Source organism: Nostoc sp. MS1 (assembly GCF_019976755.1).
In the GTDB taxonomy this organism is placed as follows: Bacteria; Cyanobacteriota; Cyanobacteriia; order Cyanobacteriales; family Nostocaceae; genus Trichormus.
Window position 1 is genome coordinate 5,126,322 of record NZ_AP023441.1, and the last position, 16,878, is coordinate 5,143,199.

The 16,878-nt window shown below is 42.7% G+C and carries 17 protein-coding genes; 7 read left to right on the plus strand and 10 right to left on the minus strand.

Annotated features, from left to right (window positions below):
* Positions 1-6: 6 nt before the first annotated feature.
* Entirely contained in the window at positions 7-1,266 is a 1,260-nt protein-coding gene (locus NSMS1_RS22225; RefSeq protein ID WP_224086899.1) for a GTPase family protein, read from the plus strand.
* A gap of 107 nt (positions 1,267-1,373) precedes the next feature.
* Positions 1,374-2,243: a peptidoglycan recognition family protein gene (locus NSMS1_RS22230; RefSeq protein WP_224086900.1), complete on the plus strand. Its 870-nt coding sequence runs from the start codon at positions 1,374-1,376 to the stop codon at positions 2,241-2,243.
* Between the two features lie 5 nt (positions 2,244-2,248).
* On the opposite strand, the gene NSMS1_RS22235 is transcribed toward NSMS1_RS22230, so the two are convergent.
* Entirely contained in the window at positions 2,249-3,172 is a 924-nt protein-coding gene (locus tag NSMS1_RS22235; protein WP_224086901.1) for a nucleoside hydrolase, read from the minus strand.
* Positions 3,173-3,189: 17 nt separating this feature from the next.
* Here NSMS1_RS22235 and NSMS1_RS22240 point away from each other — a divergent pair, with 17 nt between their 5' ends.
* From NSMS1_RS22240 to NSMS1_RS22260, 5 genes are all read left to right on the plus strand, one after another.
* The gene (locus NSMS1_RS22240; RefSeq protein WP_224086902.1) at positions 3,190-3,621 is read left to right on the plus strand and encodes a nucleoside deaminase; all 432 of its coding nucleotides are present in this window, start codon (positions 3,190-3,192) and stop codon (positions 3,619-3,621) included.
* Positions 3,622-3,873: 252 nt separating this feature from the next.
* A complete protein-coding gene (locus tag NSMS1_RS22245; RefSeq protein WP_224086903.1) occupies positions 3,874-4,350 on the plus strand; it encodes a hydrogenase maturation protease in 477 nt (158 codons plus the stop codon).
* Positions 4,351-4,368: 18 nt separating this feature from the next.
* A complete protein-coding gene (gene acs, locus NSMS1_RS22250; RefSeq protein WP_224095312.1) occupies positions 4,369-7,128 on the plus strand; it encodes an acetate--CoA ligase alpha subunit in 2,760 nt (919 codons plus the stop codon).
* A gap of 116 nt (positions 7,129-7,244) precedes the next feature.
* Positions 7,245-8,120: a GNAT family N-acetyltransferase gene (locus tag NSMS1_RS22255; RefSeq protein ID WP_224086904.1), complete on the plus strand. Its 876-nt coding sequence runs from the start codon at positions 7,245-7,247 to the stop codon at positions 8,118-8,120.
* Positions 8,121-8,444: 324 nt separating this feature from the next.
* Complete coding sequence (locus NSMS1_RS22260) at positions 8,445-9,002, plus strand: Rid family hydrolase (RefSeq protein ID WP_224086905.1); 558 nt, start codon at positions 8,445-8,447, stop codon at positions 9,000-9,002.
* Positions 9,003-9,060: 58 nt separating this feature from the next.
* On the opposite strand, the gene NSMS1_RS22265 is transcribed toward NSMS1_RS22260, so the two are convergent.
* The 9 genes from NSMS1_RS22265 to NSMS1_RS22305 form a co-directional block, all read right to left on the minus strand.
* The gene (locus NSMS1_RS22265) at positions 9,061-10,512 is read right to left on the minus strand and encodes a Ni/Fe hydrogenase subunit alpha (protein WP_224086906.1); all 1,452 of its coding nucleotides are present in this window, start codon (positions 10,510-10,512) and stop codon (positions 9,061-9,063) included.
* 90 nt (positions 10,513-10,602) lie between these two features.
* Complete coding sequence (locus NSMS1_RS22270) at positions 10,603-11,214, minus strand: CBS domain-containing protein (RefSeq protein WP_224086907.1); 612 nt, start codon at positions 11,212-11,214, stop codon at positions 10,603-10,605.
* Between the two features lie 95 nt (positions 11,215-11,309).
* Positions 11,310-11,855: an oxidoreductase gene (locus NSMS1_RS22275; RefSeq protein WP_224086908.1), complete on the minus strand. Its 546-nt coding sequence runs from the start codon at positions 11,853-11,855 to the stop codon at positions 11,310-11,312.
* A 20-nt stretch (positions 11,856-11,875) separates the two neighbouring features.
* Positions 11,876-12,448: a DUF3122 domain-containing protein gene (locus tag NSMS1_RS22280; protein ID WP_224086909.1), complete on the minus strand. Its 573-nt coding sequence runs from the start codon at positions 12,446-12,448 to the stop codon at positions 11,876-11,878.
* A gap of 117 nt (positions 12,449-12,565) precedes the next feature.
* Positions 12,566-13,282, minus strand: a complete 717-nt coding sequence (gene hoxU, locus NSMS1_RS22285; RefSeq protein ID WP_224086910.1) for a bidirectional hydrogenase complex protein HoxU — start codon at positions 13,280-13,282, stop codon at positions 12,566-12,568.
* 150 nt (positions 13,283-13,432) lie between these two features.
* The gene (locus NSMS1_RS22290; protein WP_224086911.1) at positions 13,433-13,867 is read right to left on the minus strand and encodes a hypothetical protein; all 435 of its coding nucleotides are present in this window, start codon (positions 13,865-13,867) and stop codon (positions 13,433-13,435) included.
* 36 nt (positions 13,868-13,903) lie between these two features.
* Positions 13,904-15,502 (minus strand): NADH-quinone oxidoreductase subunit NuoF, encoded by a 1,599-nt coding sequence (gene nuoF / locus NSMS1_RS22295; protein WP_224086912.1) that lies wholly within the window; start codon positions 15,500-15,502, stop codon positions 13,904-13,906.
* Positions 15,503-15,554: 52 nt separating this feature from the next.
* On the minus strand, positions 15,555-16,052 hold the full coding sequence (hoxE, locus tag NSMS1_RS22300; RefSeq protein WP_224095313.1) for a bidirectional hydrogenase complex protein HoxE: 498 nt from the start codon (positions 16,050-16,052) through the stop codon (positions 15,555-15,557).
* Positions 16,053-16,171: 119 nt separating this feature from the next.
* Positions 16,172-16,702, minus strand: a complete 531-nt coding sequence (locus tag NSMS1_RS22305) for a universal stress protein (RefSeq protein WP_224086913.1) — start codon at positions 16,700-16,702, stop codon at positions 16,172-16,174.
* Positions 16,703-16,878 lie beyond the last annotated feature (176 nt).

Here is a 16,878-nt window from a genome sequence, read left to right on the forward strand (position 1 = left end):
AGGGCGATGAATAGGCGAGGCGATAATTCTTGGGTAGAACGTGTGACTGGTGTCTGGCAAAAGGCAGCAGATAGCGTGGTGCAGAGATTACCAGTAGAACAAGTTTCACAGAAGTTTGTCCAGTGGTTCAGCGTGAGTGAGACGGAAGTTGCGGAAATTCTGGACAAGGTGCGGAAGGAACTGCCAACTACCGAGGCTTTACTACTAGGTAAGCCACAAGCTGGTAAGAGTTCCATTGTCCGTGGACTGACAGGGGTTTCGGCGGAGATTGTCGGACAAGGTTTTCGTCCACACACCCAACACACCCAACGCTACGCCTATCCATCTAATGATCTGCCACTGCTGATTTTCACTGATACGGTAGGTTTAGGTGATATTAATCAGGAAACTAGCGGAGTTATTCAGGAGTTGGTAGGAGATTTAAAAGAGAAAAGTGGACGCGCCAGAGTCTTAATTTTGACAGTGAAGATTAATGATTTTGCCACTGATACCCTACGACAAATTGCCCAAAATTTACGTCAGCAGTATCCAGAAATCCCTTGTTTACTGGCTGTTACTTGTTTACACGAAGTCTACCCGCCGCATGTGGAGGATCACCCAGTTTATCCACCAGATTATGAGGAAGTTAACCGGGCTTTTGCAGCAATTCAAGCAGCTTTTGCGGGGGTTTATGACCGTTCCATCCTCATTGATTTTACTTTAGAGGAAGATGGGTATAATCCAGTATTTTATGGCTTAGAAGCACTCAGAGACAGTCTAGCAGAACTTCTCCCAGAAGCGGAAGCCAAAGCTATTTATCAATTATTGGATAAGCAAGCTGGTGAGAAATTAGGCAATCTCTACCGGGATATTGGCAGACGTTACACCTTATCCTTTGCAGTGATGGCGGCTACACTAGCGGCTGTACCCTTACCATTTGCTACTATGCCAGTGTTAACAGCTTTGCAAGTATCGATGGTGACGCTTTTGGGTAAATTATATGGGCAAACAGTTACACCATCGCAAGCTGGGGGAATTGTGAGTGCGATCGCAGGTGGTTTTTTAGCCCAAGCTATAGGTAGAGAGTTAGTTAAATTTATACCAGGATTTGGGAGTGCGATCGCCGCATCTTGGGCAGCAGCTTATACTTGGTCTTTAGGGGAGACAGCTTGTGTCTATTTTGGTGATTTGATGGGTGGGAATAAGCCAGATCCACAAAAAATTCAATCTGTGATGCAGGAAGCTTTTGTCAAGGCAAAGGAACGCTTTAAGGGAATTAAGTCTTGATTTTTTAACGCGGAGGGATGAGGAGGTTTGAGGAGAGATATTATCTAGCTTTATACCAGCATAAGTATATTAATATTATTTAAGGCAGCATTAATAAGTATAAAATAATGAAATTTCGTGACTGGGCTACCAGGGTTACGCTTATTTTTCTGATGTTAGCCGCTTTAATATTGGCGTTACTAGTTGGGAAAGCTAGACAGTTACCGCAGGGTGCAGCAACATCAACTTCAGAAATTACGACTTGGCGACAATATCCCCAAATTCAAGTTCATTCATTCTCAAGTAAACAAAATCAAGCTGCAAATATCATTAAATCTGCAAATACTAAAAATCAAGCTGCGGGTAGATATACAACTACTCTTGCTTTTGATAAGTACAAGCCTAGATTGGAAATTGCGGCGGTAGATCCGAGCAATTATGGTGAAAGATTTGCTCAGGATATCAATGGTGTACCTGTAAAGAATCAACCAATTGTTGTTATTCACGAGACTAGTGATTCTGCTGCTAGTGCAGTTAACTTTTTCCAAACACCTCATACAGATGAGAACGTCCAAGCAAGTTACCACGCTATTATTAAATTAGATGGAACTGTTTTATATTTAGTACCTCCAGAAAAAAGAGCATTTGGTGCTGCTAACTCAGTTTTTGTAGGCTCAGATGGAGAAGAAACTGTCCAAACTAATCCTAATTTACCACCATCTGTAAATAATTTTGCTTATCACGTTTCTTTAGAAACTCCACTAGATGGACGCGGCAATAATTTCTTAAAATCTCATAGTGGGTATACAGAAGCGCAATATAATTCTTTAGCTTGGTTAATAGCTCAAAGTCAAGTACCAGAAGACAGAATTACTACTCATAAAATAGTAGACCGTTCCAACCAAAGAGTTGACCCCTTGAGTTTTGATTCTGATAAATTTCTGCAATTACTTAATACTTATCGTCAGCTAAGTCCAGTTTATAGAGCGCAGAAATAGGTATTTTATCTTGCCCACTGTAGCAAAATGTAGGCATAAAAAGCCTCTTTATCTACTGTATTCATAGCTAAAATTTTACGTCCACCAGGGACGACTTTAGTTCTTCCCTGACTTATACCAGTGGTGATAATTTCTGTCTCCCATTCGCGGAGTTGATAAAATTCTGGATGTCCTAAATAAGCGGTGGCTAATACATCCCAAGCATAATGATCTTGAGGAGTTACTAAGGCGTAACATTGTCCAGCTAAATCGGAAATGGGATAGTGACGTTGTTTTCCCATTTTGTAGACTAAATCCGATGTTACAGGCACATTATTAGTTAAATCTAAAGGACACATAATAATTTTAATTTGGCTTTGCCATACCCGTGCTGCTGATACCGCATCCCAGTACACATTCCATTCAGCAGAACCATCTTGTCCAGGCTCTAAACTTTTTTCCACATTACCAGGCACATTCAACGCGCCACCCATCCAAACAATCTTGGCAATTTTGGCTTCGATATCTGGTGCTTTATCTAAGGCGATCGCAACTGTTGCTAATGGCCCTGTCACCATCAGGGTAACGGGTGCTGGTGCTTCTCTCAAAACTCTCACCATGAAATCTTGGCCTGTTTCTTCTAGCAAAAGGGTGTGAATGGTGTCGTTTTGGTTGAGAATTGGCAGATGGTCAACAATAAATGAATCACGACGATACAAGCGAGGGAATGGATTAATCCCGCGTACTGTACTTTCTGCTACTGGTATGTGAGAAAATCCCATCAAATCAATAATTTTACGTGTGGCACTGAGGGCTGGCTGGACATAGCAATCAGCAGGGGTGACGACAACACCAAGCAGTTCGATGTGATCCATCGTCAACAGCAGCATAGTTGCTAGATAATCATCTACACCGCCATCATGATCCATTAATACGAGTTGTTTTGTCATGTTAGGGAGATAAAAATATGGATGAATTTATGCAGGCCGCGATCGCAGAAGCTAAACAAGGTAGACAAGAAGGGGGGATTCCTATCGGTTCGGTGCTTGCCAAAGATGGCAAACTTCTTGGTAGAGGACACAACAAGCGTGTACAAGATGGTGATCCCATAACTCACGCGGAAATCGATTGTCTCCGTAATGCCGGGAGAATTGGCAGCTATAGAGGCACTACATTATATTCAACCTTAATGCCGTGTTATTTGTGCGCTGGTGCTGTGGTGCAATTCGGAATTAAAAAGGTAATTGTTGGCGAATCTCGAACTTTCCCTGGCGCTAAAGATTTTATGGTGTCTCACGGTGTGGAAGTGATTGATTTGAATTTAGATGAGTGCGAACAAATGATGAGTGAGTTTATTGAAACCAATCCTGAGTTGTGGAATGAGGATATTGGGAAGTGAGTGTGGGGAGATGAGGGAGATGAGAGAGATGAGGGAGATGAGAGAGATGGGGGAGATGAGGGAGATGGGGAAGATGAGGGAGATGAGGAAGAATAACAACTGTCAACTGACTCCTCACGAGTTCCTCAAGTTTTCCTTTTATTCTCAAATTAAAGCTACTCCATTCAATACCAACCGTGAGATATGGAGTTTTGCCTAAACCCAGGAGGACAAATCTATGCCTTGCCTGTATTTGTGTGAGAACTAAAAATCATGAAGAAGACTGTAATGGTAATCGGCTATGGTAACGATTTGCGGAGTGATGACGGTATTGGACAACGGATAGCTAATGAGATAGCTTCTTGGCATTTACCATCTGTCGAATCTGTTGCAGTCCATCAGCTTACACCTGATTTAGTGAACTCATTAGCAGGTACTGACTTGGCTATTTTTGTTGATGCTTGTTTGCCTGTGGACAACTTTGATGTACAAGTACAGTCACTTGCACCAGCTTGTGATATGGATACTAATGTACATACAGGCAATCCCCGATCGCTTTTAGCATTGACTGAGGCTATCTATGGTAATTGCCCGCAGGCTTGGTGGGTGACAATCCCTGGTGTTAATTTTGAAGTTGGCGATCGCTTTTCTCGGACTGCGGAATCAGGAGGTGCGATCGCCTTAGTTAAGATTGTCCAAATACTTGACAAGGTAAAGAATTTTTGGGTCGAAAATAGGGCAGTAGCATAACTAGCAACTACGAACATGATGCAGAAATCTTCTAAGCCAAGTGACCGCACCTATGATATCTTGCAGGCAGAGAAGTTAAATCCTCTTGATGCCATCTTTGCTCCTCGGAGTGTAGCTGTTATCGGTGCTAGTGAAAAGGCTGGTAGTGTCGGACGCACCATCTTATGGAACTTAATTAGTAATCCCTTTGGTGGAACTGTTTTTCCTGTCAATCCGAAACGGCATAGTGTACTAGGAATTAAAGCTTATCCCACAATTGCCGCCATTCCCGAAGCAGTTGATTTGGCAATTATCGCTACCCCGGCCTCTACAGTACCGGGGATTATTTCTGAGTGTGTGGATGCAGGTATCAAGGGTGCGATCGTTATTTCTGCTGGGTTTAAAGAAGCTGGTGCTGAGGGTATTGCCTTAGAACAGGAAATTCTCACACGGGCGCGTCGTGGTAATATGCGGATCATCGGCCCGAACTGCCTGGGGGTGATGAGTCCGCGCACTGGCTTAAATGCTACCTTCGCCAGTTCTATGGCCCGTTCTGGAAATGTAGGTTTTCTCAGTCAAAGTGGCGCATTGTGTACCGCAATTCTGGATTGGAGTGTACGGGAAAATGTGGGTTTTAGTGCCTTTGTCTCCATCGGTTCGATGTTAGATGTGGGTTGGGGAGACTTGATTTATTACCTTGGTGATGACCCACAAACCAAAAGTATTGTGATATACATGGAATCGATTGGTGATGCGCGGTCTTTTATCTCCGCAGCGCGAGAAGTAGCACTTACCAAACCGATAATCGTTATCAAAGCAGGCCGTACAGAAGCCGCAGCCAAAGCAGCCGCATCTCATACTGGTGCATTGGCAGGTAGTAATGCCGTATTAGATGCAGCTTTTCGGCGTTGTGGGGTGTTACGGGTAGATAGTATCTCTGATTTGTTTGATGTGGCGGAGGTATTGGCAAAACAACCCCGTCCTCAAGGGCCGCGTTTGACGATTTTAACTAATGCGGGTGGGCCTGGGGTACTAGCGACAGATGCTTTAATTGAGGCTGGCGGCGAACTTGCACCCGTATCATCGGAAACAATCAATTCCCTCAACCAAATCCTCCCCACACATTGGAGTCATGCCAATCCCATTGATATACTCGGTGATGCTGACCCCCAACGCTACACCCAAGCTTTAGAAATTGCTGCTAAAGACCCTAACAGTGATGGCTTATTGGTAATTCTCACACCCCAAGCCATGACTGACCCCACCCAAACGGCGGAACAATTAAAACCCTACGCGCAAATATCCGGTAAACCCGTCCTAGCGAGTTGGATGGGAGGTGCAGATGTGGCGGCTGGGGAGGAAATCTTAAATCGTCAACGTATCCCAACCTATGATTATCCCGATACGGCGGCGCGGGTGTTTAGTTATATGTGGCAATCTAGTTACAACTTACGCGGTATCTACGAAACGCCTGTATTACCTACTGTGGATGCAGCATCAGGTTTACCAAATCGCAGTCTAGCCCAGAAGATTATTAGCATAGCTCGTCAGTCAGGACGGACTATTTTAACTGAGTATGAATCTAAGCAAATTTTAGCAGCCTATGGCATCCCCATTGTCCCTACTTGCGTGGCGAAAACGGAAGATGAGGCGGTTAGATGTGCTGAGGGTATTGGTTATCCAGTTGTTGTCAAACTCTATTCCCAGACAATTACCCACAAAACTGATGTGGGGGGTGTGCAGTTAAATCTGCCAGATGCAGATGCAGTACGCCGCGCTTATCAGACTATTGCTGCATCAGTGGCAGAGAAAACAGGTAAAGAGCATTTTTTAGGTGTTACTGTCCAACCAATGGTGAAAATGGACGGCTATGAACTAATTATTGGTAGTAGTCTTGATCCTCAGTTTGGGCCAGTGCTGTTATTTGGGACAGGAGGACAGTTAGTCGAAGTGTTTGAGGATCGCGCGATCGCACTTCCTCCTCTTAATACTACTTTGGCACGGCGGATGATGGAACACACCAAAATTTACAAAGCGCTGAAGGGTGTGCGGGGACGGCAAAGTATTGATATGGAAGCACTGGAACAACTGATGGTGGCGTTTAGTCAGTTGGTAGTCGAACAGCGCTGGATAAAAGAAATTGATATCAACCCATTGTTAGCTATTCCACCCAATCCTCTAAATCACAGTGGCGAGGGTTTAATTGCTCTAGATGCGCGGGTTGTGTTGCATGAACTCGATGTGACACAAGACCAACTACCAAAGTTAGCGATTCGACCTTACCCTACACAATATGTAGGACAATGGACTATGAAAGATGGCACTCCTGTAACTATCCGTCCTATTCGTCCTGAAGATGAACCTTTGATGGTGGAGTTCCATAAAACCCTCTCAGAACAAAGTGTCTATTTTCGTTACTTCCACCTCATCAAACTAAGTCATCGCATCACCCACGAACGCCTTACCCGTATTTGCTTTATTGATTATGACCGCGAAATGGCTTTGGTTGTGGAATCTCAAGGGAAAATTTTAGCCGTTGCTAGATTAACTAAACTGCATGGAACTAAGATATCTGAGTTTGCTATGTTAGTAAGCGATCGCTATCAATGTCAGGGTATAGGCACAGAGTTATTAAAGCGGTTGCTGCAAGTTGGACACGATGAGCAAATCGAACGCATCACAGCCGAAATCCTCGCTGATAATTATGGTATGCAAAGAGTTTGTGAAAAGTTGGGTTTTCAAATAGAACGCACCAACGAAGCAACTATTATGAAAGCAGAAATTGTCATTAGTCCATAGTCATTAGTTATTCTCGCCTATCCTCTGTTTCTCACTGCTTTGTAAAGTATTATTACTTACTACTAGGAACTGTAGTTTTTGCAGTAAAGTTCTTGTAATAATTCAATATTACAAGTATGTTGCAACATCGATTTAAATGTTCATTCTCAAGTGATCCTAACTTGAGCGATCGCCTTTTTGAATTGGTAGACATAACATTTCCTGGACTTAATGAACTGGTAGAATGTGGCAGAAAATTAGGTGTATCTTGGGAAAGTGTTTCAACTCCGTTTATTCGCTTTCATGATGATGTAGCCATTACCCATGTAGGCGTATTAGAAATTCCGATGGAAATTATGGGACAAAGGGTAATAGTAGGTGGAATACACGGAGTAGCGACCCGTGAAGAATTTCGTAGAAAAGGTTATTATCGAGAAGTAATGCAGGAAGTATTAGAATATTGCGACCAAATTTATGAAACCCTAGTATTAACAACACCACAACCAGATTATTATTTACCTTTTGGTTTTCGGGTTATGAAAGAATACATTTTTCATGTGCAATGTAGTTCCAAAGGTAATACAAATGGCTGGAGAATCCTTGATTTTTCAGATAGCCAAGATATAGCATTGCTGCACCGTCTATTAGAAACACGCGCACCAGTTTCTCATGTAGTAGGGGTAGTTAATGAAAAGGCAGTATTCTTTGTCAACGAAGGCAGTAGAACTTTATATTATGCAGAAGATTTAGATTTAATTGCTTGTATGGAAATAGATAACAATCAACTGCATATCTTTGATTTAGTTGCCACAAAAATCTGCTCTTTAAAAGAAATTTTGGTAAGAATACCTCAATTAATTGAAGAAGTGAAAATTTATTTTAGTCCAGACCTGCTTGAGATAGATAATGTACAAACATTTCCATATCAATTAGAAGACACTGTATTGATGATTCGTGGTAAATTTGCGGCTGAGGGGGAAAAGTTTACCTTACCCCGTTCTGGCAGGTGTTAGAAAGTTTAGCAGGCTAATTTTTAGTCAACTTAAGAAAACTTTATATTTACTGTTTATGACAGTTGATTATCAGTAATCGTGAAAGATAATTATCTATTAAGGCTGAGTTCAATGATTTCCAGCATAGGTTTTTACTAGATTACACTGTCATAACCCTATCCCCATCTTTAATTTTTCATATAGTTGCTCAGTCATAATACTAAGAATAATAAATACGTAAGTAATCTCAAATAAACATATTTACTGGTGATTTTTCTTCTGATCAAGCAAATAATAGTCTTAAGTATGAGCAATAACACATAACTCACTATACGAGGAGACATAATGACTGAACGTGTTACTAATGAATTAAATTCGCTTGTGAAAAAATTGTCACGACGAAACGCACTTTTGTGGCTTGGAGGTACTGGGTTAGGCGCTGCTTTTGTTGCGGGAACACAAAAGGGAGCGATCGCTCAAACTCCATCAAAAAAACAAGTACAATTGATCAACCCACCATATTTATATGACGCAACCCGCAATGGTTATAGTCATATAGCTGTGACACCATCAAAGACAAGAACCGTTTATATTTCTGGTCAATTTGGCTCAGATTTGCAAGGTAATATCGTTTCTCCTGATTATGAACCGCAGTTAGTTAAGGCTTTTGAAAACCTCCGTCTTGCCTTAGATGCAGTTGGTGCTAAACCAAGCGATGTAGTAAAAACTACTGTACTGATAGTTAATCACACTCAGGATAAATTAATCCCATTAGGGCGAGAAATTCAGAAATTATGGCCGTTTACCCCACCGGCAAACACATTAATTCCTGTTCCTAGACTTGCATTAGACGGAATGCTATTTGAAATTGACGCTTATGCAGTGATTCCCGATAACGGTTAATAAATTAGTATAGGGATGTAGAGGTGATAAACATCCACATCCCTACACCCCTAATTTTTCACTCTCGCCAAATTTGATTAACAACACTACCATTTACTGCAACTAATTCGATGTGTAAGGGCATTTGCCCGGCGGCGTGAGTAGAACAACTTAAACAAGGATCAAAAGCACGGATTCCAGCTTCTACACGATTAAGCATTCCTTCAGGAATTTCTGTACCTTGAATAAAATGTCGAGCGATTTGGGCGACAGTGCGATTCATCGCTAAATTATTTTGACCAGTGGCAATAATTAAATTGACTTTTTGCAATAAACCATTTTCATCTACTTGATAATGATGAAATAATGTACCCCTTGGCGCTTCACTTACACCCACTCCTTCTAATTGATTTACACCCGCTTCTGAGCGTAATCTATTTAATAAAATATCTGGGTCATCAAGTAAAATTTCTATATGTTCTATGCAGGCCAAAATTTCAATTAACCGAGCATAGTGATAGAAAAAGGATGATTTAGCTATACCTGAAGTAAGTTCACGGAATTGTTTTAATTCGCGGTCTGCTAAAGTTGTCCCAATGTGACTACAAATATTCAGACGAGCTAACGGCCCTACTCGATACATGCCGCTATCTATCCGACATTGGTCATTTTCGTCAGGATAACCTAAAGGTCGATAATAAGGCGATTTTAAATAAGAATCCGGTTGAACTGCTTCACCTATAAATTCTTGATAACGTGTGGGGTCGAGTTTATCGGCAATGATATTACCTGCACTATCGACAAAGCGGATGTGTCCGTCGTAGGTTTCCCATAAACCATCTGGTGTAACTAAACCCATAAACAAGCTAGGGAAATTGCCAAAGGTTTGTACTTCTTTTTCATAATCTTTGAGCAATTTCTTGAATCTATCTAACGCATCCAAAGCAATAGTCCGGGCTTCAGGAATGCGTTGTTGTATATGGGTGCGTCCTTCCAAAGAAAGCGGTTCGCGGACACCACCAGGAACAGCCCAAGCTGGATGAATCTTTGCACCTCCCAATATTTGAATAACTTCTTGCCCAAATTGGCGCAGACGAATACCACCACGGGCGAGTTCTGGCTGAGATGCAATTAAACCGAAGATATTGCGCTTTTGCGGGTCGCTATCCATTCCCAGCAATAAGTCTGGGGCAGTGAGGTGAAAGAAACTAAGGGCGTGGGATTGCAGAATTTGCCCCAAATTCATCAAGCGACGGAGTTTAGTAGCCGTTGGGGGTATGGTAACAGATAAAATGCGATCGCCTGCTTTGGCAGAAGCCAACAGATGACTCACCGGACAAATACCACACACCCGCGCCGTAATTCCTGGCATTTCCCAAAAGGGGCGACCTTCACAAAACTTTTCAAACCCACGAAATTCTGTCACATGAAAGCGTGCATCGCTTACTTGTCCAGTATCATCCAAGTAGATACTAATCTTAGCGTGGCCTTCAATACGGGTAACAGGGTCGATAACGATTCTTTTAGACATGGGGTAGTGGGGAGTAGGAATGTCAGTGAACAGTTATCAGTCAACAGTTAACAGTTAACATCTCCTGACCACTGATAACTGATAACTGAATTAACGTTCATATAATCTTGCCTCTAATGCTTCATCCTCGTAGCTGTCATTATCAAAGGGGGTGGTGCTAACTTTTTCGGCTTTTTGGTGCGCTATTTCTGATTGCATTTCTTCGACTGCATCCCAAGCGGCGGCACATTCCTCAGAATTAGCTCCTTTTTGAGTACAAACAGTACGAGCCTTTTTAATTTCGTCTTGTAATTGTTGCTCTAATAGGACTGAGTAGGGTTGTTCTAGAAATTCACTCTGAGCCAGAATATCAGTTATGGAGATGATGCCTACCAATTCACCTTGAATAACAGGCGCTCTGTGCAGATGGTAATTAGCAAATAGTCGAGCGACGTATTCTAAACCCAGGTCAGGATTAATGGTAATGCAAGGTTTAGTCATCACCTCGTAAACTCTAACTTGATGCGGGTCTTTACCGGAGGCAATGACTTTATAAACAATATCGCTTTCGCTAATAATACCGTAAGCATCCTGTTCATGACGACGCTCGACAATTAGCGATCGCCAATCTCTAGCACGCATTAATTGCACAGCTTCAGCTACAGTTGCGGAACTACGAATAGTAGCCACATCTTTAGTCATAACGTCTGATGCTTTTAACATAATTACCTTCGTGGCGGGGAGTGGGGGGAGATGAGGGATATGAGGGAGAAAGAAAACAACTGTCAACTGTCAATTGTCAATTGTCAACTGACTACTTACCCAAATTTAATAAATTCTCGTCCGGCTAGATGTGGTATTTCTCCTCGTAATAGGGGTTCTAATACAGCACGAATCCTGGTGGCTGAGGGTGGACAACCGGGTAAATAAATATCCACTGGAACTACGGAATGTACTGGTATGACTCTATCTAATAAAGGTGGGACAATTCCTGGTTCTTGGGGAATTTGGGGGTTGATATCGGCTGTTTGGATGTAGCAACGTTGTAAAACTGGTTCAGCACTACCCAAGGGATTACGTAAGGCGGTGACATTGCCAGTTACAGCACAGTCACCAAAGGAAATTAAAACTTGAGAACGTTCTCTAACGGTTTTGATCGTGGTTAAATGTTCTTCATTAGCGATCGCACCTTCAACCAATACTACATCTACTCCCTCTGGATATTGTTTAATATCTGCAAAAGGACTAAAAACTATATCTGCCTGTGCTGTTAAATCTATCAGCCATTCGTCCAAGTCAAGAAAGGACATATGACAGCCAGAACATCCACCTAACCATACTGTTGCTAGTTTCAAGCGAGACATAATAATTCGTAATTTAAAACTCAACCTTCAGCACTCATTACTTTTTGCCATTCTTGTACGACACTTTGGGGAACTGAAATGTTGATGGTGTCTTTGGGTACAGAAATGCTTAACACTAAGGGTTCTATGGATAGTTGGGGCAGTATATCTTTCAAGTTATACTGACCGATAGTTGGTGCTGGCGCTTCATCTAGGAAAACATCAGCAGCCGTTAAAACTTTGCCTGTGGCGGTGGTAATTTTTAAGGGTTGGGGGTGGAGTAATTCCGCAGAACCAGGAAAGCCTACTAGCCGCAGATTTACAGTTTGGGTTTGACCAGGATAAACTTGCTTGAATAGCACAGCTTGCCAAACGTGTCCTGATTGATCATTTAATTTTGCAAATGAGCGATAGAGAATTTCTTTTGATGCTGATTCTGGCTGATTGATACCCGCAATTGCAGTTGGTGCGGTTAGTCCTCCTAAACCCAGGAATATATACAGTATCAGTATCCCCAACAATAGGAGCCACCAAAACAGAGTTTTTAAAGAAGTGGGAGACAAGCACATCGACAATCGAGATTGAGTCTTGTTTTGTCTGGTAGTCTTGGACATCCGTTTCACCTCCTGGTTTTTTGAGAGATGTAGCTTTAGTTCGCCATAGGGAGGAAGAGGAGGGAAATAGAAATTCTTCCCCATCTCTCCCTACTTCCCCATCTTCCCCACCTCTCCCTAAAGGTTCCATTGCTGTTTTTCCCGTGCGGTGACTAGAAAGTCGAGTTTGGCGCGATCGCGTTTCATTTCACCAACGCTGGAACCTTTGTAAAATAATGCACCTGTGGGGCAAGCGTTTACACATTTACCGCAGGATGTACAAGTGTCAGAAGTTCCCCAAGGTTGGTTTAAGTCGGTAATTACGTGAGATTTTGTTCCTCTACCTGCCATATCCCAAGTATGTGCGCCTTCAATTTCGTCACAAACACGGACGCAACGGGTACAGAGAACACAACGGTTATGGTCAATACCGAAGCGATCATGCGAAACATCAACTTGGCGTTGGGGGAAGTGGTACTCTAGGCGGACATGATCCATCCCCATTTCAATGGCTAGGTCTTGGAGTTCGCAATTACCGTTAGCCACACACACCGAGCAGATGTGATTGCCTTCGGCAAAGAGCATTTCTACAATTGTCCGACGGTATTTTTGTAGGCGATCGCTATTCGTGCGAACTTCCATACCCTCAGTAACTTTAGTTACACAAGCAGGTAACAATTTATTACTACCAGCAATTTCCACCAAACACAACCGACAAGCGCCGACATCCCCCACACCTTCTAAATGGCACAGGGTAGGAATATGAATACCTGCCTCTTGCGCCGCCTGTAGCAAGGTTTCGTCCTCTTGAGCGCTAATGAGTTGGTCGTTAATTGTTAAAGTTTTGACTGACATTGCCCTTAGCCTCTTGGAGAATTAGCCTTTAGTCGTTGTCATAATTCATTCTTCTCACTGAAAATTTTTGACTACCCTTGTCTTGATTTATAAGACAAGAGTTTGAGGAACTTGTGAAGGACAGGAATTAGATGATGTTTGACAACCTAGCTAAACCCTTACACCCTTAGATCCCTGCACCCCAATCCTTTCAATGAAACTCCTAACTTTGGTAGCTATCACTGGAGATATAACAAGGAAAACTAAACCAATGGGCATTAATCCGCCTTGCAGTAAATTATAGTCAGCCGCGATTCTTTGCCATGAATAGCCTAAGATGAAGCGCCCTAAAATTATTTCAAAGACAACAGTTAGCAAAAGCCACAGCAACCCTACTTTTATCAGTTGCGAAGTTCTTGAGGCATGAAGCCATTTTATAAAAATAGTGGCGATCGCCAAAATCAACAGCGACCCCATAATAAACGAAATTTGATGAGCGCGTATCTCCCCCAGCAATGGCACTAACCAGAACATCCGCACAGTACCATTAACACTTTCAGCAATAATAAAAATTAACCACACAATAATTGCTTTCAAAAATACCATAACTCCCCCAAATGTTCGTAGTAAGGACTTTAGTCCTTAACTCTGTTCAATTAACGCCAAATACTCATCACGGAAATAACGCAACGTACTAAATACAGGATTCGGTGCAGACTGACCCAGACCACATAAACTGGTATTCTTCACCATGTCACACAGTTCCTCTAATAGTTCTAAGTCAGCCAGTGTTGCTTTACCTTCCCGAATCTTCGTTAACAATCCATGTAGCTGTACAGTTCCCACCCGGCAAGGAATACACTTACCACAAGATTCATCCATACAAAATTCCATGAAAAATCGGGCAACATCTACCATGTTGGTGGTGTCATCCATGACAATCATCCCCCCAGAACCCATCATGGAACCGAGATTAGTTAAAGATTCGTAGTCTACAGGAGTATCAAAAGCTGAGGCGGGAATACATCCCCCAGAGGGGCCGCCTGTTTGTACAGCTTTGGCAACCCCACCATCAGGAATCCCCCCACCCATTTCTTCTACAATCTGCCGCAAGGAAGTACCCATTGGCACTTCGATTAAACCTGTGTTGCGGATTTTTCCAGCCAGAGCAAATACTTTTGTTCCCTTACTTTTGCCTGTGCCGATACTCGCAAACCAGTCCGTACCTTTACGGATAATCGGGGCAATATTGGCATAGGTTTCAACGTTATTAATTAAGGTAGGACAGCCCCATAACCCAGACTCAGCCGGATAGGGAGGACGGGGATGAGGTACACCACGTTTACCTTCAATCGAAGCCATCAGGGCTGTTTCTTCGCCGCACACGTAAGCCCCTGCACCAATGCGGATATCGATTTTAAAATCAAAGGGAGAGTCAAAAATATTACTACCTAATAAGCCAAGGCGTTGGGCTTGATGGATAGCAGTTTGTAGACGTTTGATAGCAACAGGGTATTCTGCCCGGACATAAATATAACCTTGACTAGCACCCACAGCATAAGCTGCGATCGCCATTCCTTCCAACACCCGATGGGGGTCACTTTCTAAGACACTCCGATCCATGAATGCGCCAGGATCGCCCTCATCCGCGTTACAGATAACGAATTTGCGCTCGCCCTTTGCCTTAGCCACCGTTGCCCATTTCAAACCCGTGGGATAACCAGCACCACCACGCCCCCGCAAACCACTACGGCTAATACTCTCCACAACCTGCGCCGGAGTCATCTCCCGCAGCACATGGTAAAGGGCTTGATATCCTTCGGCAGCAATATAAGCTTGAATCCTCTCTGGGTCAATTTTGCCGCTATTTTCTAAAACAATTGGCTGCTGATAGGTAAAAAATGGCTGTTCTAAATTCACAACGGACAATTCCACTTCTTTCCCCTGCAAAGCATCCACAATTTGTGGTGCATCATCAGCAGTTACCTTTTCATATAGCTGTTCTTCCTCATTTCCCGACACCTCCACCAAAGGCCCCTGACAACACAAGCGCATACAGCCAACACCTGAAACTTGTACTTGTGCGTCCAAACCTCCAGCTTTCACCGCCGCTTCTAACTTTTGCTTCACTGCTTGCGAATTAGCAGACAGACAACCAGCCGCCGTACAACAGCGAATTTGCACTGATTTCTGTTGTGAGTGTTCTTGCTGGGAAATTTCTAATAATTCATTAAGTTCCATGTTTTATCTCAAATTCAGCAACGTTTAAAATCTGAATTTTTGAATTTTGAATTTACTTTAGCCATCCTTGCACACGCTCATTCACTAATTCTGGAGTTTCATGACCAGCCACTTCTCCATCAAATACTACAGCTGGAGCAATGCCACAAGCACCTAAACACCGGGCTGTCAGCAAGGATAATTCACCATCAGCCGTAGTTTCCCCTGCATGAATGTGAGTAGATTTTTCTAAATCTGCCAGAATTGCTTGTGCGCCTTTGACATAACATGCCGTTCCCGTACAGACTATACAACTATGTTTTCCTTGGGGTGCTAGAGAAAATAGATGATAAAAAGTTGCTACCCCATAGACTCTGCTTGGTGGTAGCTTCAACTGATGGGCAATGTAAAGTAATAAATCGTTTTCTAAATAGCCAAAAAGTTCTTGAGCTTTATGCAGGATTTCAATTAATGCGTCTTGTTGATATTGGTGACGCTTGATAGCTGCATCTAGCATCTTCAAGCGTTTATCACCAATTAGATGGGAATGAGTTGATGGAGCAGTAGTCATTCTTCTTTCTTGGGGAGCGGGGGGAGATGAGGGAGATGTAGCTTTAGCTTCCCGTAGGGTGGAAGCAGGAGAGCAGGGGAGCAGGGAAGAAAAAACAACTGTCAACTGTCAACTGTCAACTAAGCCGACAATACCTGTTGTTGCGAGGATTCTTCTGTACCTTCAGCTTTAACTAAACTACGTACTACATATACTGAACAAGGGGCGTGATGTAACACATAGTTACTCACACTACCCAGTAATAATTCTCTAATGCCAGATAATCCTCGGTGTCCCATGACAATTAAGTTAGCACCGCAATTTGTGGCGAGTTTACATATTGTCTTACCAGGATTACCCATTGTTTGGGTAAACTCTGTAGATATTCCGGCTGTGTTGGCTTGAGCCGCAAAGTTTTGCAGCATCTTCACGCCTTCAGCTTTAAAGTTATCCCACTGATTTTGATATATATCAAAGCTTTGTCCGCTTAAACCAGGATAGTAGTCATAATTAGATACCATTGGTATGTGGGGACTGCCTTCTTCTTCTGGTGAGAGAACGTGTAGTAGTAATAAGTCGGCTTTTGTTGCCTTGGCTAATACTAATGCTTGTTCAAAAACCTGTTGTCCTATTTCTGAGCGATCCAATGCTACGAGGATTTTGTTTGGCATATAGACCTCTAGTGGGTGGGTAAAAGGATACAAGGAACAGATAAAATATGAACTATGGAGTATAAACAACTGTCTTACATCTATTATTCATAGGGTAACAATTTGAGGAACTTGTGAGGAAGAAGAAATCGAGTTGGAGGGCGATCGCTCTCATCAATAACGCACATATCAGTTCT